Here is a 21,487-nt window from a genome sequence, read left to right as displayed (position 1 = left end):
GTGTTTAGCGTGAAATTTTTTGTAGTGCCCTGGTATTTTTCAACGTCCCACTTTTTTCCTGGGCAGCAGAACTGAAAAATAATAGTGAAAGAGCGGATAAAAAATAAAGGTGTTTCATTATATATTGGATGGTTATTTGAATAATTCTTGTATTTTTCTTTGAAGTAATTTTTTATCGGGTAGTTGTGTTTTGTATTCTGCGACTAAAGTGGGAGATAGACTTCTGCTCAAGGCATATTCTACCACTTCGTTATCTTTATCTTTGCAGAGGAGAATACCAATACTTGGGTTTTCATTTGATTTTTTAACATCTCTATCTAAAGCTTCCAAATAGAAATTTAACTGACCTAAATGTTCGGGCTTAAATTTATCTACCTTTAATTCAAATGCAACTAAACATTGTAAGCCACGATGGTAAAAAAGAAGATCAATATAGAAATCGCTATTCCCGACCTGTATTTTATATTCTTCACTAATAAATAAAAAGTCTTTTCCGAGTTCAAGAATAAAATTTCTCATTTCTAAAACTAAATTTTTCTGTAGATCGTTTTCGCTGTGAGGTTCGGAAAGATTTAGAAATTCAAATACATAAGTATCTTTGAATATGGTTTTAATCTCGTTTTGTAAAACTCTCACCACTGGTGAGAGTTTTGTATTTCCCATTATAGATATTTCGTAATGACTAGCGGATATCTGTCTTTCAAGCTCTCTCTTACTGTATTTTTCTTTTAGACAAAGTTTTAAATAGAATTCTTTTTCCTCAATTGATTTTAACCTGGAAAGAATAATCAGATTGTGCGTCCAGCTAATTTCTCTCAGCAGTGGTGAGAGTTTTGGATAATCTTTATAACTTTCATAAAACTGTTTCATACGCCAAAGATTTTTATCCGAAAAACCTTTTAAATCAGGTTCGTTCTTTGATAAAAATTCTGCTAGTTGCTTTACTACTGATTGTCCCCATTCGGCGTTTTTAACTCTGTTGTGTATATACTCACCAATATTCCAGTATAGGTTTATTAATGTAGAATTAACAGTTTTCAATGCCACTGCCCGGGCATTTTTAATTAAGCTGACAACATCTGCAAACTGCGTTTCTAACATTTAATCCTTCTTATTTAGCAAAGTTAATAATCTTTTCTAAAGATGATTTTTCAATTTCTAACAATAATAAGTGACGATTTTGGATTAAATGTATAGTTTTGATACTGCCGATTTATGACAGCAATAGAGATTTTACAAAAATATTGGGGACACCAGGCTTTTAGACCTTTACAGGAAGATATTATTGCTTCTGTTCTGGAAGGAAACGACAGTTTAGCACTATTGCCTACGGGTGGGGGAAAATCGATCTGTTTTCAGGTTCCGGCCTTGGTTAAAGATGGGATTTGTATAGTGGTTTCGCCGCTAATTGCGCTGATGAAGGATCAGGTAGAAAACCTGAAATCAAAAGGGATTGAAGCCATTGCCATTTATGCCGGGATGGGGAAACGGGAAATCGATATCTTGCTGGATAACTGTATTTACGGAAAAATTAAATTTCTTTATTTATCTCCAGAGCGTTTATTGTCAGATTTGGTGCGGGTTCGTATTTCCTATATGAATGTGAACCTGATTGCCGTAGATGAAGCGCATTGTATTTCTCAATGGGGTTACGATTTCCGTCCACCTTACCAACAGATTGCCAAACTCCGAGAAATTCTTCCCAATGTTCCGGTGCTGGCACTTACGGCCACAGCAACAGATTTTGTAAGGAAGGATATTATCGAGAAACTGGAAATGAAAGACCCGCAGGTTTATGTTAAAAGTTTCGCCAGGGACAATTTAAGTTATGTGGTTTTTGGGAATGAAGACAAATACAAAAAACTGATCGATATTTGCCAGAATGTAAAAGGAACAGGCCTGGTTTACGTTCGTAACCGCAGGGAAACTGCTGAAGTAGCCAATTTTATTAACCGAAATGGTATTAAAGCGGATTTTTATCATGCCGGATTGGAACGAGATGTTCGTTTCCTGAAACAGGAAGAGTGGAAAAACAATAAAACCCGTATCATGGTGGCTACCAATGCTTTTGGAATGGGAATCGATAAAGCCGACGTCCGTTTTGTGGTGCATTTAGATCTGCCCGAAAGTCTGGAAGCTTATTACCAGGAAGCAGGCAGGGCAGGACGCGATGAAAAAAGAAGTTATGCGGTCCTATTGGCCAATCAATCTGATATCCTTGGCTTAGAATCCCGGTATTTAGATAGCTTTCCTTCACCGGATGAAATCAGAAAAACCTATCACTACCTGGGCAATTACTTTCAATTGGCCTTTGGTGCCGGTGAAGGTTTAACCTTTACTTTTGATATCGCTGATTTCTGTAAACGGTTTAATATTAGTGTTTTAAAAACCATTTCTGCGTTGAAATTTTTAGAGCATGATGGTTATCTTACGTTATCTGAAAGTGTTTTTTTACCTTCAAGGATAATGTTCATCGCCAGTCATGAGGATATTTATCGTTTTCAGATCGAAAATAAGTCTTACGATGGCATTATCAAAACTATTCTGCGCTCGCACGGCGGCGCTTTTGATGGTTTTGTGAAAATCAATGAAGCCGATTTAGCCAAAAGAACGGGTTTATCTTATAAGGAAATCATTACTTTACTCAATAAACTTCAAAGCATTGAATTGCTTACCTATATCCAGCAAACCGATCAACCACAACTGCAATATGTTCGGCCACGGGTTGATATGGATCATTTTGATCTGGATGTGAAATATTTGGAACTGAGAAAAGAGATTTTACATAAACAGATTAATGCGGTGGTGGCTTATGCTTCATCTAATTTGTGCAGGAGTGTTCAATTGCTGGACTATTTTGATGAGCATCATGCTACAAAATGTGGGGTATGCGATGTTTGTCTGGCTGAAAAAAGAGCCGAGAGCCAAAATCAAATGGGAGAGGAAATCGAGTTCGAGGTTGTCTCTTTATTACAACAACAGCCTTTAAGTCTTGATGATCTTGTTACCAACATTAAAAATGGCGCTGAATCAGAAAGAATTGATGCCATTCGAGAATTATTAGATGCTGGTAAGATTAAAACTGATGGGAAGAAATATTATCTTTAGATGTGAGATGTGAGATGTGAGATGTGAGATGTGAAAGGTGAAAGGTGAAAGGTGAAAGGTGAAAGGTGAAAGGTGAAAGGTGAAAGGTGAAAGGTGAGAAAAATGCCCCTTAAGTTAGTAATAAATATTAGTTTTGTAATGAACTATTTAATTAGTGTAGTCTTCCGAGAAGCGAAAAACAAATGATAGAAAAAGATAATAAGAAAACCATACGCTCCTGGGCTTTCTTCGACTGGGCAAATTCTGCCTATAATTTAGTGATTACCTCAACCATTTTTCCTGTTTACTATGTTGCAATTACTACAACAAAAGCGCATGGTGACGAAGTAACTTTTTTTGGCAAAACGTTTATAAATACCGTTCTTTCTAATTATGCGCTTGCTTTCGCTTACTTATTAATGGTGGTTTTGTTGCCGGTACTATCTTCCTATGCAGATGCAAAAGGCAAAAAGAAATTCTTCATGAAATTGTTTACCTATATCGGATCCTTCGCCTGTATGGGTTTGTTTTTCTTCAAACTGGAAACTTTAGAAGCTGGAATTATTTGCTTCGTTCTGGCTGCAATGGGCTATGTGGGCGGTGTAATGTTTAATAATGCTTATTTGCCCATAATTGCTTCAACCAATAATCAGGATAAAGTAAGTGCCCAGGGATTTTCATACGGCTATGTTGGTAGCGTGATATTGCAGTTAATCTGTTTTGTTTTTGTACTAAAACCCGAACTGTTTGGAATTACTGATAAATCATTACCGGCTCAAATATCATTTTTGCTGGTTGGTATCTGGTGGTTTTTATTTGCTCAGATTCCTTTTAAAGTGTTACCTAAAGATGTTCCTAACGCAGGCTATCTGAACAAGGGAATTATTAAAAGCAGTTTTGGTGAATTTGTAAAGGTGTGGAATCAGCTAAGGCAAATGAAGTTTTTAAAAACTTATTTAATTGCCTTCTTTTTTATTCGATGGGGGTACAAACCATTATGCTTGCTGCTGCCGGTTTCGGCGCCAAGGTTTTAAAAATGGAATCGGGCAGTTTAATTGCTGTTATCTTAATTATTCAGCTTGTTGCAATTCTGGGTGCATGGTTAATGTCGGTTTTAGCCAAAAAAATGGGAAATATTAATGTTTTAATGATCGTTGTATTGATTTGGATAGGCTGTTGCATTTATGGATACTCCATAACCAATCAATATCAATTTTATGCCTTGGCCGCCATTGTCGGCCTAATTATGGGCGGAATACAATCTTTATCGCGTTCTACTTATTCAAAACATATTCCGGAAAATACAACCGACACTGCTTCATTTTTTAGTTTCTACGATGCCACAGAGAAATTGGCAATCGTAATTGGTCTGTTTAGTTTTGCATTTATCGAGGGTTTAACACACAATATGCGCCAATCCATTATTGCTTTGGCATCATTTTTTATAGTAGGATTGGTGTTTTTAGCGTTCCTGAAAAAAATCGGGCGCAATGAAACCGCAAATTTGTAAGTTTGCAGTCGTTTAGAATATGATGAAAGTAGAATTATTTGTGCCTTGTTTTGTAGATCAGTTATACCCCGAAACTGCTTTTAATACCTTAAGGTTATTGGAAAAATCGGGATGTAATGTTGCTTACAATTCGAAGCAAACTTGTTGTGGACAACCGGCATACAATGCGGGTTATTGGGATGAAGCTAAAGAAGTGGGCACAAAGTTTCTGAACGATTTCACCGAAAATACTTATGTGGTGGCTCCATCTGCATCATGTGTAGGCATGGTGAAAGGTGGATTTAATGATCTTTTTACCAATACCATTGTACACAACAAATGCCGGAGTTTGCAATCAAACATCTGGGAGCTTTCTGATTTCCTGGTCAACATAGCCAAAAAGGATTATTTCGGTGCTGAACTGGAAGGAAAAGCCGTTTACCACGATTCGTGCAGTGCTTTACGCGAATGCAAAATCAAAGATGAACCGCGCCAGCTGCTTTCTAAAGTACATGGTTTAGAAATGATCGAAATGGAAGATACCGATATGTGCTGTGGTTTCGGAGGTACTTTTGCAGTAAAGTTTGATGCCATTTCATCAGCTATGGCCGAGCAAAAAGTTAACCATGCTTTGGCACAACAAGCCGATTATATCATTTCTACCGATCTGTCCTGTCTTTTACACCTTCAGGGCTATATCGATAAAAATAACCTGCCCATTAAAACCATGCACATTGCTGATGTGCTTTGTAATGGTTGGTTGGAAAGTACAGAATATTAGCCCACGACCCCTAAAGGGTAGCACACATGTTGAGGGAAATGGTTTATCACGATAAATCTGCGTTAGGGCTTGTAAGGGTTCAGTACCGATTTTATCGGTACCGGAGCGAAGCGGAGCCCTGAAAAGCCTGACCCTTGCGTAGCTTGGGTAACGCCCAAATTAATTTGCATTTTACGGTTTTTATTAGGGCTCATATTAAAAAACCACTGCAATTGCTTTTTTAAAAACAAGCGCTATTGTAAAAAATAAATTACATCTGCCTTTAAACAGCCTGTTCAGCCAATCCGGCTATTGATTTTAACACAATTTAACATGCTTTACTTAGAATCTAAAATACCTTTGTTAAACCTTTTACAGGCTTTCATATCTAAACCACAAAACAAAATCAACAAAATGAAAAAAATATTCATCGCTTTATTAGGAGTAATGTCGATTGCAAGTGTGGCAAATGCACAAAAAAAGACTTCCGGAGCAATACAGTTTGAAAATACCATCGATCCTGCCGCTATGGCATCAGCCAGCGGTATACAGTTAACCGACCAGATGAAAGCCAGGATGCCTTCATCAAGCAAAACCAATTTTGAGTTATTATTTACCGCTACAAATGCCAGTTATATGCCTGTTGAAGAAACCGAAGATAGCAATGGAGCAGGTGGCGGTGGCGGCGGAATAGGTCGTATGATGATGCGTTTTGGTGGTGGTGGCGGCAACCGCGAATACTATTATACTTTCGCGGATAAAGGGCTTACCGAGGTATTCGACCTGAACGATACCACTTATTACATGCCTAGTAAATTAACTTTGTCTACATCTGGTCCGATTGGTTCGATGAGAATGGGGGTGGAAACACTAAAGATACCACGAAAGCGCAACCTGCTCCGGCACCAAAAATAGAAGTAGTGAAAACAGATTCTACTAAGCAGATTTTAGGCTTTACTTGTCACCAGGCCATTGTAAGATCAACAAGAGCAATCAAGATATTGGATATGGATAAAAATGTAGTGGAAGAAACCAAAATCTGGTATACGAAAGATTTAGGTTTCGATTTTTCTCCAAACCCAAATATGTGGACAGAAGGTGCGGTATTGGCCATTGAAGGTAGGGGTAACAGTTCGATTGCTAAAAGCATTGAATATAGAAATGTAAGTTCGAAAGATGTAACCGCTCCTAAAAAAGCGAAATTGATTACTCCTGAAGAATATAAAAATAAAATGGAGAACATGATGAAACGTTTTAGACAGAACAGACCAGGTGGCGGTCAGGGAAGAGCGTTTGGAATGAATTAATTCAGTTCGTTTCCAGACATCCGAAGTTTGAGCATAGACCTATGCTCAAACTTCGGATGTCTTGACATAAATTACCACCATAATGATTCTATCAGCCTTGAAAGTGTAAGCATTCAGGGCTTTTTTTGTATCATTTCTGAAAAGGTTTACTTTAGTTTTTGCATCTAAATGGAGAATAACTATTATTGGGGTTAAATAACCTAACCAAAAGTGATTACAGCGGAAAACAAAACAAACTTATTAGCAAGCAAACAGCATTTCGAAATTTTAGATGGATTAAGGGGGTAGCAGCCATTGTTGTGGTCATTTACCACTTTATGGAAATCGCGATTACCAATTATAATAAGAATTTTCTTTCGCATGGCTTCCTGGCTGTAGATTTCTTTTTCTGCTTATCGGGTTTCGTAATTGCTTATGCTTACGATAACCGCGCACCGCATATCGGGATCACGCAGTTTTTTAAACTGAGGCTGATCCGCCTGCATCCCTTGGTTGTAATAGGTTCAGTTTTAGGGCTGCTCACTTTTCTGATCGACCCATACAGCGATCTTTATGAAGTCTATGGGTTCGGGAAAACCTTTCTTTTGTTTTTATCCTCAGCTTTTTTAATCCCTTATCCGGCAATGCCTGAGCGGTACACCAATTTATTCTGCTTAAATGCCCCGGCCTGGTCATTATTTTGGGAATATATCGCCAATATCCTTTACATTTTTGTGCTTTACCGGTTAGGAAAAAAATCACTGATTGCCCTGGTCGTTATAGGTGCAGTATGCCTTTGTTTTGTTGCCGTGCGCGCTTCCAACATAGGCGGTGGCTGGGGAGGACAGAATTTCTGGGACGGTGGAGCGCGTGTGCTGTATTCTTTTACAGCCGGTATGTTGGTTTACCGTTTAAATTGGGTAATCAAAAATAAACTTGATTTTTTAGGCATGATCGTGCTTTTACTTGCGGCCTTTTTGGTCCCTTTTAATGATAAATACAACTGGATTACCGAGCCGATACTTGTGTTGTTTTTCTTTCCATTTTTAGTGGCATTGGGAGCTGGCACAGCATTAAATCCATCGCTTAAAAAGATCTGTAATCTCTCAGGCGAAATATCATACCCGCTTTATATGGTTCACTATCCATTTGTATGGATATTTTTAACCTATGTAGACGAAGTTCAGCCACCAGCATCCTCACTTTGGATGATTATCCCGGTTTCAGTACTGCTTTTAATCGTTTTCTCTTATATGGTAATGAGATTCTTAGATATTCCATTGCGCAAATATTTGAAAACCAAATTTTTGCTTTAATGTTATGATTAGTTGGTGGAGACACGAACCATCACGATAGTAAATCATTTAAACAAACAATTACGATAAAAAAATATGAAATTTTTTAAACCTGCTTTGCTTTCTATTTCTTTAATGCTGCTGCTTAGCTGTACATCATCAACGAGTGATTATGCCTATAATGAAAAAGTAACTTCCGTTTTTTTGCGACAGATGAGGCAGATCGACGAAACGGATAGTGTTTTTAAAGATACTTCGAAGGTTTATATAAAAGGATTCCCGGATTCTATTTCTTTATCAAACAAAGCAGAAAACCTGGTCAATAATTCGAGAATGGATCTTGCTGACATGGCAGATCTGAAACCCAGTAAAGCAGCTAAAAAATTTAATGAGGGTGTAATTGCTTATCTGACAGCCATAAATGATTATGGTAAAACGGCAAAACAAATGCTGCAGACAAAAACCATTAACGAAAAGAAAAAATTACATGATCAGCTGATGTTGAAGTATGAAAAACTGAATACATATCCTGATCGTGTGTTGGCAATACAGAAAACATATCTCGACGAAGTGGGGCTGCAAGCCAGGTAGAATTTCAACTTTATCTATCAATAACGTTATAAAATTCGTACCTTTGCACAAAATAAAATCACATTGTAAGTGATCTTTAAAACATTTTTATTTAAAAATTAAATCATAGTTGTAGATGATTAACATTACTTTACCTGACGGTTCTGTCCGTCAGTACGAAAAGGGCATTTCTGCCCATCAAATCGCATTGTCAATTTCTGAGGGCTTAGCCCGTAACGTATTAGCCGCTGAGGTTAATGGCGAGGTTTGGGATTCAACAAGACCGATCGAATCTGATTCATCAGTGAAATTGTTAACCTGGAATGATACTGCCGGAAAATCGACTTTTTGGCATTCATCTGCCCACTTAATGGCTGAGGCTTTAGAGGCACTTTATCCGGGAACCAAATTCGGTATCGGGCCGGCAATTGAAACCGGTTTTTATTATGATGTAGACTTTGGTGACCGTGAATTTTCTTCGGATGATTTCAAAGCCATTGAAACCAAAATGATCGAACTGGCTAAACAAAAGGAAACTTTTGTGCGCGAAAGTGTAAGCAAAGCTGATGCGGTAAAATACTTCACCGAAAAAGGCGATGAGTATAAATTGGATTTAATTGACGGCCTTGAGGATGGTAAAATTACTTTTTATACCCAGGGCTCATTTACCGATTTATGCCGCGGTCCACACATTCCTAATACTGGTTTTGTAAAAGCAGTAAAACTGATGAATGTGGCTGGTGCTTACTGGCGCGGCGATGAAACTAAAAAACAGTTAACCCGTATTTATGGGGTAACTTTTCCTAAGGCGAGCGAGCTTACTGAATATCTTTTAATGATTGAGGAAGCAAAAAAACGCGATCACCGCAAATTAGGAAAAGAGCTGGAACTGTTTGCTTTCTCAGAAAAAGTGGGCATGGGCTTGCCTTTATGGTTACCTAAAGGAACTGCTTTGCGCGAGCGCTTGGTGAACTTTTTAACTAAAGCACAGGCTAAAGCAGGTTACGAGCAAGTAGTAACACCACACATTGGTCATAAAAACTTATATGTAACTTCTGGCCATTGGGAGAAATACGGTAAGGATTCGTTCCAGCCGATTAAAACTCCACAGGAAGGAGAGGAGTTCTTCTTAAAACCGATGAACTGTCCGCACCACTGCGAGATTTACAAGACAAAACCGCGTTCTTACAAAGATCTTCCGGTTCGTTTTGCAGAGTTTGGTACCGTTTACCGTTACGAACAAAGTGGCGAATTACATGGTTTAACCCGTGTACGTGGCTTTACTCAAGATGATGCACACTTATTCTGTATGCCAGAACAGGTGAAAGAAGAGTTTAAAAAAGTAATTGATTTGGTGCTTTATGTATTTAAATCATTAGGTTTTGATAACTATACCGCTCAGGTTTCGTTAAGAGATCCGGAGAACAAAGCAAAATACATTGGTTCTGATGAGAACTGGAGACTATCTGAAAATGCAATTATCGAAGCAGCTGCAGAAAAGGGCTTAAATACTGTTGTAGAATATGGCGAAGCTGCTTTCTATGGTCCTAAGCTCGATTTTATGGTAAAAGACGCTTTAGGTAGAAAATGGCAATTAGGTACTATCCAGGTTGATTATAATTTACCGGAGCGTTTTGAATTGGAATACACCGGTAGCGATAACCAAAAGCATAGACCAGTAATGATTCACCGTGCGCCATTTGGTTCATTAGAAAGGTTTATTGCCGTTTTGATCGAACATTGTGCCGGAAACTTCCCGTTATGGTTAAGTCCGGAACAATTTATTATTCTTCCTATTTCAGAAAAATATGAAGAATATGCAAAAAAAGTTTTAGATGAACTAAATAATTCCGATATTCGCGGGCTGATTGACTTCCGTGACGAGAAAATTGGTCGCAAAATACGCGATTCGGAAGTTAAAAAGATCCCATACATGCTCATTATCGGTGATAAAGAAATGGCAGAAGGAAAAGTTTCTGTGCGTAAGCATGGTGAGGGAGATTTAGGTGAAATGACGTTGGAAGAGTTCAACAATTTATTAAGAAAAGAAATAACAGTTTAAATTAAATAGTACAAATTTGGCATTAGGAAGACCAGGATTTAACAGGGGACCACGTCCACCTTTTAAGAAAAAAGAAGCAGAGCATAACATTAATCAGTATATTAAATCGCCCGAAGTGCGTTTAGCTGGCGATAATGTTGAACCGGGGATTTATCCTTTGGCAAAAGCTTTGGCACTTGCTGATGAACTGGAATTGGATTTGGTAGAAATATCTCCAAATGCCGTACCGCCAGTTTGTAGGATTATTGATTACAGTAAATTTGTTTACGAGCAAAAGAAAAAGCAGAAAGAAATTAAAGCTAATGCGAAACAAACTGTAATTAAGGAGATCCGTTTTGGTCCTAACACCAATGATCACGATTTCCAGTTTAAATTAAAGCATGCAGTAAGCTTTTTAGAGAACGGTGAGAAAGTTAGGGCTTACGTGCATTTTAAAGGTAGAGCAATTGTTTACAAAGAGCAGGGAGAAATTTTATTATTAAAATTTGCCCAGGCTTTAGAAGATGTAGGAAAAGTAGAGTTATTACCTAAGTTAGAAGGTAAACGTATGTTCCTGACAGTTGCGCCTAAAGTAGCAAAAAAATAAAAATAGGTTTATAAATTAAAAAACAGGTTATGCCAAAAATGAAAACCAATTCCAGTGCTAAAAAGCGTTTTTCGCTTACTGGAACAGGTAAAATCAAAAGAAACAACGCATACAAAAGTCACATCTTAACTAAGATGAGTACTAAACGTAAACGTGCCTTAGGTCAAGCAAGTATCGTATCTGATGCTGATATGGGTAACGTTAAACGTATGCTTTGTATCGGAAAGTAATTTATTAATTCACCAGGTATCAGGCTTTAAGTTTCCGGTTAAAAGGAACGCCGCTTACCAAAAAACAACAACAACATGCCACGTTCGGTAAACGCAGTAGCTTCGAGAAGAAGAAGAAAAAGATCCTTAATTTAGCCAAAGGTTATTGGGGAGCAAGAAGTAAGGTTTATACTGTTGCTAAAAACACAGTAGAAAAAGGTTTGCAATATGCATACCGTGACCGTAAAGTTAAGAAAAGAGAATTCCGCGGATTGTGGATCCAACGTATCAACGCTGGTGCACGTCAACATGGTATTTCTTACTCTCAATTGATCGGTAAACTAGCTTCAAAAGAAATCGGTTTAAACCGTAAAGTATTGGCTGATTTAGCAATGAATCACCCAGAAGCTTTCAAAGCTGTAATTGATGCAGTAAAATAGAAATTTTCGCTTAGGCGATAATCATATTTAGAAAAGGTTCCGATGCAAATCGGGACCTTTTTTGTTTCATTTTGTTCGCCATCTCGACTGGAGTAACGCGGAATGGAGAGATATAAATCAAAAGTGCCATTAGACAGATTTTGCTTCGAAGAGCCTTCAGGTTCCCGACTTAGTTGTAGTCCGCCCGAAACAACGAATATTCTATGATAGAGCTAGTAGTTGTTCTGAAAACGCTTACCGCCAAGCGCTAAGCGTTTTCTTTTTATTTATTAAGGCGTTAGGCACATTAAGGTTATTGTACGCCGTGTAGCAATGAATAAGTGACTATTGACCGTCTAAATTTGTAGTTGGGGGACGTTTGGAGTCGATTAATCAATTTAGACAATTAACCGATTAACCCATCTCTGGTGAAACGTTTCTACCCCAAACTATTCGTAAACCTCATCCTGATTCCGCTTTGAAAATTGAGGATAATTTTAAAGATTTCTATCAGTGTTACCTTTTCAATTTTAGTCAAACTATCAATTTCAATAAAGTTATTAGGGGCAGCCTGATCATTGATAATAAGATTGGCCTGATGTTTTAATCTTAAACCCATCAGGTAATAGTACGATTGCGAAAGTTCGTTAAATTGCTCTTCGCTAAAAACACCCAGTTCTCTTAAGGCTTTTAAACGCTCGCCGGTATTTTCTTTTTGAAAGATCCTGTTCTGTAAGGCATAAACCCTTGCAAGATCTACAATAGGGGTCATGGCTGTTTTAATATCAAATACCTCTTTTTTATGGATTTTTTGCGTTCTGATATTTCTAAAATAAGTGAGCGGCGGCTCGTAGAGTAAGGCATTTTTCGCCAGGTATACGTAGAATTTTTCAATAGGTTTTTGTAATTCTTCATCAACAAAAGACCTTAGACTTTCCATAATAGCTAAATCGCCATAAATAGCCCTGCAATCGAAAAATGCAGCAAATTTTACAGCAGCTTCTGGCAAAGCCTCTTCTATCCAGTTTTTATAATTGTACTTCCAGTGCGATAGTGAATGCGTCCAGTTTGGGTTAGTGGCCATGTAGTCACCATCACAGTATACAAAACCCACAAAATTTAATTTATCCGAAACCTGGGTAGCCAGGTCAAGAAAATAAGAACGTACAGCTGCTCTATTTTCTTCTCCGGTATCTTCGTAAATAATGGCATTGTCCTGATCGGTTTTTAAGCTAAGCTCTTTTCTGCCCTCGCTACCTAAAACCATAAATACAAATTTTGCAGGTGGCGGGCCTAATTTGGCAATTACCTCTTCAATAATTTTAAAGGAAATGGTATCGGCAATAGTGGTAATTACCTCGTTTACAATTTTCGAATGCACACCTCTGGTCAATAGCTGTGATACTATACCAGGTACTTTCTGCCACTTTAGTTTTAAATCGCTGGTATTTACAGCCGACTTTACAGATTGGATAAAAACTAACGGAGATTCTGCCTGCTCACTTAACAGGCGATTTCTGCTGAGGAAACCAACATAATTGCCATTGTCATTTACCAATAAATAGCGAGATTTTTTACTGAACATCATCAATATTGCCTCATATACATAAGCATCAGGAGTTATGGTCACAATATTGGTGTCCATCACTTCATCAATCGGCAAATTTGCGTTCAGTTGTTTGGCAATTACATTATCTCTTAACGTAATATCGGTTACGAAGCCCAGATAAACGTCCTGATCACTTTTAATAAAGAGACAGCTGGTTTTCTGTTCAGACATTTTAATTGCCGCTTCAAAAATAGGTGTGCCAGGACTGCAGCTCACTATCTTTTTGAAAGTAATGTCTCCAATGCGGGCAGTATAAATTTGATCAGCTAGTTTATCCTCCATTAAAAAGTCCCTGTAAAATTCTTTTAAACGAAAATTCTTTTTCTTTTTCTTCTCCAGGTTAAAAGTATGCTCCTGATGGTAGGCTGAAGTTAAGCTAATTTTGCCTGTTTTTAAAAGGTGAAAGAAAATCTTTGCCGTGTTTAGTGTATCAGATAAAGCATTGTGGCTATTTTCGGGTAGTTCATTAAATAAAACGGTATAAAATTTATCCAGTTTTAAATGACTGATCACCGTATTGGTAATATAGGGGGCGCTTGCCTTCATCGTACAGAAAAAAGTCAGGTTTTTAAATATATTTTCTTTTCCAATGCGGTACAATTCAACATTGACCATGTGATAATCGAGCTCAATAAAATGCCCGATAACCAAAGGTTTATATTTTTCTATATCTTCAGAAAACTTCAACATCACATTTTCTTTGTTTTCACCATATTCATTCAGGTATTCAGGGGTGATTTTATGAATTTTTAATGCAGCCTTATCAATGGTGAAACCGGTATTTTTAATGTAGTGATTCTCCCGCTTAATTTCCTGATAAGATTGATCATAAATAATCCAGGCAATCTGGACAATATGCGGCCAGTTCTTTTCTTTAGAATAAGGTGCCGTCCAATTTTTAGGCAGGCCTGAAGTTTCAGTATCAACAACGAGGAAGTATGCTTGCAATTTTGAATGGTTAGCGTATAAGATTGATCTATTTCAAAGATAATTATTTAAGAACATAAACTATAATTATTCATGCATCCTTTCAATAAAGGCGATTTATAATTAAAGCTTTTTTTATTTGTTAAAGTGAAAGATTAACACTTATTTGGTGCCAAAATTTAATTAAAATATGCGCTCTCTATTATTTAGCTCCCTAGCTTATATTTTGTGCCTTGGTTCTGCTTTTGCTCAGGAAAAGCTCCAGGAGAACATGCACTTTAAAAAACTCGGTAATGGTTTGGAAGTACTGGTTGTAGTAGACCGGACGGTACCGTTGGTTACCATCGAAATGGCCTGCAGAAATGGTTCATTTACTGAAACCAACGAATTTAATGGCTTAAGTCACCTTTACGAACATTTATTCTTTAAGGCAAATAAAGATTATCCTGATTTTGAACGTTTAAATTCGAGAATGAACGATCTGGATATCAATTCGAACGCCACTACGAGAGAAGAAGTGGTAAATTATTTTTTTACACTTCCTGCGGCTAATTTAAAGCCTGGTTTAAATTTAATGAATTCCTCTATCCGTTATCCGAAATTTATAAAGGAAGATATGGCTTTGGAAAATGAAGTGGTAAATGCTGAATTTACAAGGCACGAATCGAGTCCGATATTTGCTTTGATGGAGGCTAATTCGCGCCACATGTGGGGTGCAAATTATTCCCGTAAAAATGTAATTGGTAGCCACGAGGTGATTTTATCAGCTACTCCATCAAAAATGGATTCGATTAAAAATAAATACTATTGGCCAAATAATGCTGTTTTGGTCATTGCGGGCGATGTTAACGCTGATGAAGCTTTTAACTACGTAAATTCTATTTTTGGAAGCTGGAAACGATCGCCTTTTGATCCTTTTGTAAAATGGCCAGTTCCAGAGTTTAAACCACTTCAAAAAAACGACTATTATTTTGTAGAATCAAATAAGAGCCCTGTTCCGTTTATGCTTTTTAGCTGGCATGGTCCAGATACCAGAAACGATATTCCTGCCACTTATGCTGCTGATGTTTTTTCTTTTATCGTTAATCAAAACGGTTCGAAGATGAAACAGGCGCTTATTAATTCTGGATTGGCCCAGCAGGCAGATGTAAATTATTATACGCAAAAATATACTGGTCCAATTAGCCTGATGGTGAGTCCTAACCCGGCAAAAATAAAAGAATGTTACCAGGAAGTGTTGAAACAAATCTCACTTTGGGGTAATGATGATTATTTGTCTGATCTACAGATTGAAAGAGCCAAAAGATTATTATCTATTGAACAGGTAGAAAGGAGAGAGGTTACTTCCGATTATGCTCATTTACTTTCATTTTGGTGGGCTTCAGCATCAATTGATTATTATACCCATTACGAAGAAAATGTAAATAAAGTAACCAGGAAAGATTTATTAGATTATGTACGCAAGTATATTAAAGATAAACCTTATTGCGCCGGCCTGATGATGGATAAAGCAGGTATGACCGGAGTGAAGCCAGAAACATTTTTTAAATCACCCAAATAACTTAACGCTCAATGAAAAGATTCATATTTTTAATCAATTTTATCTTAGTTTTTCATATAGTTAACGCGCAAACGAAAGCCATTTCATTTGATGTGAATGGTTTAAAGGTGATTTTAAAGTCTACCCAGAAGGAAACGGTTAGTATGAGTATGTTTTTTAAAGGTGGTGTAATGAATTATAACGCTGAAAGGGCTGGAATAGAAAACCTGGCTCTGGCATCAGCAGCTACCTGCGGGACTAAAAATTATAGCGTTGTAGATTATAAGGAGCTAGCTGATGAATATGGAATTGATATTGCTGGTTCATCAGGCACTGACTATGGTACAATTAGTATGGATTGTATCTCTAAGTATCTTGATCAGGGCTGGAAGCTTTTTTCAGATGCAGTAATTAACCCTGCCTTTGATAAAACAGAGTTTCAAACCACTAAAGAGCGTATGATTACCGGGATTTATCATAGTCAATCTGATCCTGAAACCAGGATTGAACAGCTGACTATGGAAACGATGTTTAAAGCTTCTCCTTATAGCATTAATCCTTTGGGCACAAGCAAAACCGTTGGCGGCCTCACCGCAGAAATGGTTAGCAATTATTACCATAATGAATTGCTGAATAAGAATAAAATGTTTTTGGTAGTTGCCGGAAACATTACAAAAGAAGAACTGGAAAAAAAATTCAAACTTCTTTTAGTGCGCTTAAAGGAAAAGATTACATCCCGCCAAATTACACCAATAAAACTTTAACTGGCGAACATTTGGTAATAGAGCAAAGGGATATTGCGACTAATTATATGAGTTGCATTATGAATGCCCCCGCGATGATGAATGCTGATTATTATGCTTTTGTGCTTGCAATTAATGCATTAAGTGGTAGTTTGAATTATGAACTGAGAACTAAGCTTGGGTTATCGTATGCGCCAGGCGCATACGTTAAAGTTCAGCAGATTCCATATACTTCTATGTTTGTAAGCACCACACAACCTAAAAAAGCGTTTAAAGCAATGATTGCTGTTTACAACGATATCAGAGAAGGGAAGTATGGCGAACGTTATCTTGAAGCATTAAAAAAGGACCATCGTGACAGGTACTACAGGCATCAGGAAAGTGCTGGTTCGATTGTAAAAGATTTAGGCGATGCTGAAGTTCTAGGGGATTTTAATATAAATGAGAATATGGTAGCAAATTTCAACAAAGTAAGCTTACAGGATATGAAAACCTCTTTTGCGAAATATTTAAAAGGTGCTATTTGGATATACCTAGGAGATGAACAAGTGGGCAGAGCTGCTTTTCAATAATTGTTGAGGGGCGTGATTTGTTCGTGATGTCAGATGTTACCATTTGATACCAAATAAGTTTTGGAACTGAAATTCTTCAATTCTCGTTTTTGGTTAATGAATCTAGATTTGTTTATAGTCAGATGGTAACATCTGACTACACAACTAAAGCTGCAATCATGAAAGAGAGTTGTCAACTTTCTAGCGAAAAGTTATTAAGTTGAAGACTCAAATGCTATTATTTACTAATCAGTAAAAATGCCACAGCGGCTAATACTGATCCGATTATTGGCCCAACAATCGGTATCCAGGCATAAGCCCAGTCGCTGCTTCCTTTTCCCTTCATTGGGATTAAAAAGTGAATAATACGCGGACCTAAATCTCTTGCCGGATTTATGGCATATCCAGTTGTTCCCCCTAAACCCAAACCAATTACCCATACTAAAAATGCTACCGGAATTGCGCCCATTGAGCCTAAACCAATAGGAGTGGTAACGGTTTCTTTCGTGCCCATACTGGCATCAGTAAAATAAAAAATCACAAATATTAAAACGAAAGTGCCGATAATCTCTGATAACAAATTTGACGTCATGTTTCTGATGGCGGGAGCAGTTGCAAAAGGAGCAGCCTTTAAACCCTGATCATCAGTGGCGTCGAAATGGTCTTTGTAAATGATCCAAACTATAAAAGATCCTGTCATTGCGCCAGCTAACTGTGCCATGATGTAAAATGGAACCAACGCCCAGCTAAAGCCTTTTCCGATAGCAAGTCCGAGGGTTACAGCCGGATTTAAGTGTGCCCCGCTATACGGGCCTGCAACAACAACTCCTACAAATACGGCAAGTGCCCAAGCCGTTGTAATCACCATCCAACCACTGTTATTGCCTTTTGTACCTTTTAACACTACATTCGCTACCACACCATTTCCTAAGAGCATCATTAGCGCGGTACCAATAAATTCTGCAAGATATACGTTCATTATAAAATTTTAAGCAATTTGTAATTAATTTATTAGGTTCAATCAGATTAACAGCAATTTGTAACCAGCATCTGTTTATATAAGGCTGTCTCATAAATATAAGAACTGTCATTCTGAGCTTTTCGAAGGACTTGCTTTAAATGTCTTACAAGGCGTTTAAATACTTCGTCAAGCTCAGTACAGGCTAAGCTCAACGTGACAAATTCGGTTGAATTACAATTTATGATACAGCCTCGACGATCACCATTTATTAGTTCTCAGCATTTACCCTGGCCGCTTTAACCGCCCTGTTCCAGCCCTTTATTCTTTCGCTATTATCAATTCCTTCTTCAGCAATAAAGGTTCTGTTAATTTTCCATTGCGAACGGATCTGATCGATACTTTCCCAAAAACCCGTAGCCAAACCAGCCAGATAAGCAGCGCCAATAGCGGTAACTTCTGTTACATCTGGTCTGATTACTTTACAATTCAACAGATCAGCCTGAAACTGCATCAACAAATCATTGGAAGTAGCGCCACCATCAACTCTTAATTCGGCGATATTTACACCTGCATCTGCTTCCATAGCTTTCAAAACATCCATGGTTTGGTAAGCAATACTTTCCAGGGCTGCCCTTGCAATGTGCGATTTGTTTGTGCCTCTGGTTAATCCTGTTATCGTTCCGCGGGCATGCTGATCCCAATGTGGAGCACCCAGACCTGCAAAAGCAGGAACAACATAAACTCCATCGGTATCTTTTACTTTTTTAGCCAAAGTTTCTACATCAGCAGACCTTGAAATAAAGCCCATTTCGTCCCTAAGCCATTGTACAACCGCACCGCCTATAAAAATACTTCCTTCAAGCGCATAATTTACCTTGCCGTTAATCTGCCAGGCGATGGTTGTTAACAGGTTATTGGCAGAAATTTTTGGTTTCTCTCCGATATTCATCAGCATGAAACAACCCGTGCCATACGTATTTTTTACCATGCCAATTTCGGTACACATCTGACCGAAAAGTGCTGATTGCTGATCGCCGGCTATTCCCGCTATTGGAATTTTAGCCGCCAGTATTCTTCCGGCGGTTTCGCCATAAACTTCGCTTGATGATTTTACCTCCGGAAGCATCTCTTTTGGAATGGAAAATAATCCCAGCAGTTCTTCATCCCAGTTAAGGGTATGGATATTATAAAGCATGGTACGAGAGGCGTTGGTTACATCGGTTACATGTTTTTCACCTGCTGTTAATTTCCAGATTAACCAGGTGTCGATAGTTCCAAAGGCAAGTTTTCCGGCTTCAGCTTTTTCCCTTGCGCCTTCTACATTTTCCAAAATCCACCGGGCTTTGGTTGCAGAAAAATAAGAATCGATGATGAGGCCCGTTTTCGCCTGGATCTTGCCCGCCAAACCTTGGGATTTAATTTCGTCGCAATAGGCTGAAGTACGCCTGTCTTGCCAAACAATAGCATTATAAATGGGCATCCCTGTTTCTTTGTCCCAAACTACTGTGGTTTCGCGCTGATTGGTAATGCCTATGGCAGAAATATCGTTTACGGTGAGACTGGCTTTTACAATTACTTCTGTAACAACGGCCAGCTGTGTCGACCAGATTTCCATCGGATCATGTTCCACCCATCCGGCTTTAGGGTAAATCTGCGTGAATTCTTTTTGCGCAATGGCAACAATTTCGCCATCGTGGTTAAAAATAATGGCTCTCGAACTTGTGGTTCCCTGATCGATAGACAAGATGTATTTGCTCATAATTAAGAATCTGGTTAGTGGTCTATGCCTTAACAGTTATTTTATAGGTTGATGATAAAGGTAACCATCAGCTAATTTATTAAAAGTTTGAATTTGATTGGCCTTCCAGTTTTCATCTGCCGATAATTCTTTGGCCAGGAGCAAGGCTACCCGTGGCGCCATATCCTTTGCAGCCTGAGCATCAATAAATAATACCCTTAGCCTTCTGCTTAAAATATCCTCTACGGTTTCGGCCATTTCATTCCTTGCCGACCAAACTACTTCGGCTTCTACAAAAGGAAAAGATGGATGTAACTGTTGCCCGAGACCTGGATTTTGTTTGATCAAAACCTCAATTTTATCACGGTCTGATCCATATATCGATAAATGATGATCTTCTTTAATGATATGGCTGCCATGGATGCTGAGATTTTCAGTTACACATGCTTTCGGTTCTAAACCGGCCTCAGTAATGGCCAAATCAACGGTTTCTTCAGCCATACGGCGGTATGTGGTCCATTTTCCACCGGTTATGGTAATTAATCCCTTTGCCGAGACGATCAGTTTATGATCCCTGCTGATTTCTTTTGTACTGTTCCCATCACCATTGGTAGGGGCGGCCAATGGTCGTAAACCAGAGAACACACTTAAGATATCTTTCTCAAGGGGCATGCGGTTAAAATAGCTTGCCGCAGTGCTCATAATAAAATCTACCTCTTCTTTTAAAGCACGTGGCTCAAGGCTGTGTTCATCCAATGGGGTATCGGTGGTGCCTACTAGCAAATGATCATGCCATGGAACCGCAAACAATACACGCCCATCAGCAGTTTTCGGGATCATTAAGGCAGATTTGCTGTTTAAAAAGCTTTTTTCCAATACCAGATGCACACCCTGACTGGGGCGGACCATCTTTTTCGAATCGGGATTGTTCATGTGCAGGATATCATCTACAAACACCCCTGTGGCATTAATTACTACTTTGCCCTTGAACTGTGCTTTTAAACCTGTTATGGTATCTTCTGTTTCGATCCCTGTAACGGTTTCGCCATATTTTAATAAACCAGTTACTTTAGTGTAATTTAATAATGTAGCACCTTTTTCGATAGCGGTTTGAGCTATATTGATGGCTAAACGGGCATCATCAAACTTTCCATCATAATACCTGATGCTGCCTTTTAAACCTTTTGCTTTAATGCCGGACATCATGGACAATGTTTCTTTTTTAGAGAAATATTTAGATTTCCCGAAACTGTATTTTCCTGCCAGCCAATCGTAAAGAGTAAGTCCGGTTAAATATTTAATAATGGAAAACCAATCGTAGCAGGGGATCAGAAATGCTTCTTTATGTACTAAGTGTTTAGCGTTCTGTTGTAACAATCCACGTTCTTTAAGGGCATGTCTCACCAGGCCAATATCTCCCTGGGCCAGATAGCGTACGCCTCCGTGCACCAGTTTTGTGCTCCGGCTCGATGTTCCTTTTGCATAATCAGCCTGCTCTACCAGTAAGGTTTTATAGCCACGGCTGGCCGCATCAAGCGCTGTACCCAAGCCTGTTGCCCCGCCTCCAATGATGATCAGGTCCCAATTTATGTTTTCTGCTACCAGCGGCTGATGTAATCTTTTCATTTTTATATTTAAAAGTAACAAAACGAAAC

At 38.3% G+C, this 21,487-nt stretch carries 18 protein-coding genes and 1 pseudogene; 14 read left to right on the top strand and 5 right to left on the bottom strand.

Annotated features, from left to right (window positions below; genetic code table 11):
• Nucleotides 1-132: 132 nt before the first annotated feature.
• Nucleotides 133-1,101, bottom strand: coding sequence for a PDDEXK nuclease domain-containing protein (locus ACQ86H_RS15995; RefSeq protein WP_138823958.1), 969 nt, complete (start codon nt 1,099-1,101; stop codon nt 133-135).
• A 114-nt stretch (nt 1,102-1,215) separates the two neighbouring features.
• Between ACQ86H_RS15995 and ACQ86H_RS15990 the strand changes: the two genes are divergently transcribed.
• The 11 genes and pseudogenes from ACQ86H_RS15990 (at nt 1,216) to rplT (ending at nt 11,784) form a co-directional block, all read left to right on the top strand.
• The gene (locus ACQ86H_RS15990; protein ID WP_138823960.1) at nt 1,216-3,108 is read left to right on the top strand and encodes a RecQ family ATP-dependent DNA helicase; all 1,893 of its coding nucleotides are present in this window, start codon (nt 1,216-1,218) and stop codon (nt 3,106-3,108) included.
• A gap of 182 nt (nt 3,109-3,290) precedes the next feature.
• A pseudogene (locus tag ACQ86H_RS15985) lies at nt 3,291-4,597 on the top strand (MFS transporter).
• A 22-nt stretch (nt 4,598-4,619) separates the two neighbouring features.
• Nucleotides 4,620-5,357, top strand: coding sequence for a (Fe-S)-binding protein (locus tag ACQ86H_RS15980; RefSeq protein ID WP_138822254.1), 738 nt, complete (start codon nt 4,620-4,622; stop codon nt 5,355-5,357).
• Between the two features lie 393 nt (nt 5,358-5,750).
• Nucleotides 5,751-6,251, top strand: a complete 501-nt coding sequence (locus ACQ86H_RS15975) for a hypothetical protein (protein ID WP_431291710.1) — start codon at nt 5,751-5,753, stop codon at nt 6,249-6,251.
• 5 nt (nt 6,252-6,256) lie between these two features.
• On the top strand, nt 6,257-6,643 hold the full coding sequence (locus tag ACQ86H_RS15970) for a hypothetical protein (RefSeq protein ID WP_431291709.1): 387 nt from the start codon (nt 6,257-6,259) through the stop codon (nt 6,641-6,643).
• Between the two features lie 185 nt (nt 6,644-6,828).
• Nucleotides 6,829-7,938, top strand: coding sequence for an acyltransferase family protein (locus ACQ86H_RS15965; protein ID WP_431291708.1), 1,110 nt, complete (start codon nt 6,829-6,831; stop codon nt 7,936-7,938).
• 75 nt (nt 7,939-8,013) lie between these two features.
• On the top strand, nt 8,014-8,508 hold the full coding sequence (locus ACQ86H_RS15960; protein WP_431291707.1) for a hypothetical protein: 495 nt from the start codon (nt 8,014-8,016) through the stop codon (nt 8,506-8,508).
• Nucleotides 8,509-8,623: 115 nt separating this feature from the next.
• Entirely contained in the window at nt 8,624-10,549 is a 1,926-nt protein-coding gene (gene thrS, locus ACQ86H_RS15955) for a threonine--tRNA ligase (protein WP_138820852.1), read from the top strand.
• A gap of 16 nt (nt 10,550-10,565) precedes the next feature.
• Nucleotides 10,566-11,135 carry a translation initiation factor IF-3 gene (infC, locus tag ACQ86H_RS15950; RefSeq protein WP_051691975.1) on the top strand — a complete coding sequence of 190 codons (570 nt, stop codon included), beginning with the start codon at nt 10,566-10,568 and terminating at the stop codon, nt 11,133-11,135.
• Nucleotides 11,136-11,164: 29 nt separating this feature from the next.
• Nucleotides 11,165-11,365: a 50S ribosomal protein L35 gene (gene rpmI / locus ACQ86H_RS15945; RefSeq protein WP_029279105.1), complete on the top strand. Its 201-nt coding sequence runs from the start codon at nt 11,165-11,167 to the stop codon at nt 11,363-11,365.
• 122 nt (nt 11,366-11,487) lie between these two features.
• Entirely contained in the window at nt 11,488-11,784 is a 297-nt protein-coding gene (gene rplT / locus ACQ86H_RS15940) for a 50S ribosomal protein L20 (RefSeq protein ID WP_431295415.1), read from the top strand.
• A gap of 418 nt (nt 11,785-12,202) precedes the next feature.
• Here the strand turns inward: rplT and ACQ86H_RS15935 are convergent, their stop codons facing one another.
• Nucleotides 12,203-14,320, bottom strand: a complete 2,118-nt coding sequence (locus tag ACQ86H_RS15935) for a DUF294 nucleotidyltransferase-like domain-containing protein (protein WP_431291706.1) — start codon at nt 14,318-14,320, stop codon at nt 12,203-12,205.
• A gap of 169 nt (nt 14,321-14,489) precedes the next feature.
• Here ACQ86H_RS15935 and ACQ86H_RS15930 point away from each other — a divergent pair, with 169 nt between their 5' ends.
• The 3 genes from ACQ86H_RS15930 to ACQ86H_RS15920 are packed head-to-tail and all read left to right on the top strand — an operon-like array spanning nt 14,490 to nt 17,154.
• Nucleotides 14,490-15,860: a M16 family metallopeptidase gene (locus ACQ86H_RS15930; RefSeq protein WP_138820855.1), complete on the top strand. Its 1,371-nt coding sequence runs from the start codon at nt 14,490-14,492 to the stop codon at nt 15,858-15,860.
• An 11-nt stretch (nt 15,861-15,871) separates the two neighbouring features.
• Complete coding sequence (locus tag ACQ86H_RS15925; protein WP_431291705.1) at nt 15,872-16,603, top strand: M16 family metallopeptidase; 732 nt, start codon at nt 15,872-15,874, stop codon at nt 16,601-16,603.
• The gene (locus tag ACQ86H_RS15920; protein ID WP_431295414.1) at nt 16,534-17,154 is read left to right on the top strand and encodes an insulinase family protein; all 621 of its coding nucleotides are present in this window, start codon (nt 16,534-16,536) and stop codon (nt 17,152-17,154) included. Before ACQ86H_RS15925 ends, ACQ86H_RS15920 begins: the two co-directional genes overlap by 70 nt.
• A gap of 217 nt (nt 17,155-17,371) precedes the next feature.
• On the opposite strand, the gene ACQ86H_RS15915 is transcribed toward ACQ86H_RS15920, so the two are convergent.
• The 3 genes from ACQ86H_RS15915 to ACQ86H_RS15905 all read right to left on the bottom strand — a co-directional run bounded on the left by ACQ86H_RS15915 (nt 17,372) and on the right by ACQ86H_RS15905 (nt 21,458).
• Nucleotides 17,372-18,112 (bottom strand): MIP/aquaporin family protein, encoded by a 741-nt coding sequence (locus ACQ86H_RS15915; RefSeq protein ID WP_138820857.1) that lies wholly within the window; start codon nt 18,110-18,112, stop codon nt 17,372-17,374.
• Between the two features lie 250 nt (nt 18,113-18,362).
• Nucleotides 18,363-19,853, bottom strand: a complete 1,491-nt coding sequence (glpK, locus tag ACQ86H_RS15910) for a glycerol kinase GlpK (protein ID WP_138820858.1) — start codon at nt 19,851-19,853, stop codon at nt 18,363-18,365.
• 36 nt (nt 19,854-19,889) lie between these two features.
• Nucleotides 19,890-21,458, bottom strand: coding sequence for a glycerol-3-phosphate dehydrogenase/oxidase (locus ACQ86H_RS15905; protein ID WP_138820859.1), 1,569 nt, complete (start codon nt 21,456-21,458; stop codon nt 19,890-19,892).
• Nucleotides 21,459-21,487 lie beyond the last annotated feature (29 nt).

The sequence above is a fragment of the Pedobacter sp. P26 genome, from assembly GCF_050632135.1.
Classification (GTDB): Bacteria; Bacteroidota; Bacteroidia; order Sphingobacteriales; family Sphingobacteriaceae; genus Pedobacter.
Note: the sequence above shows the minus strand (reverse complement) of the source record. Positions and strands in the feature narration are given on the sequence as shown.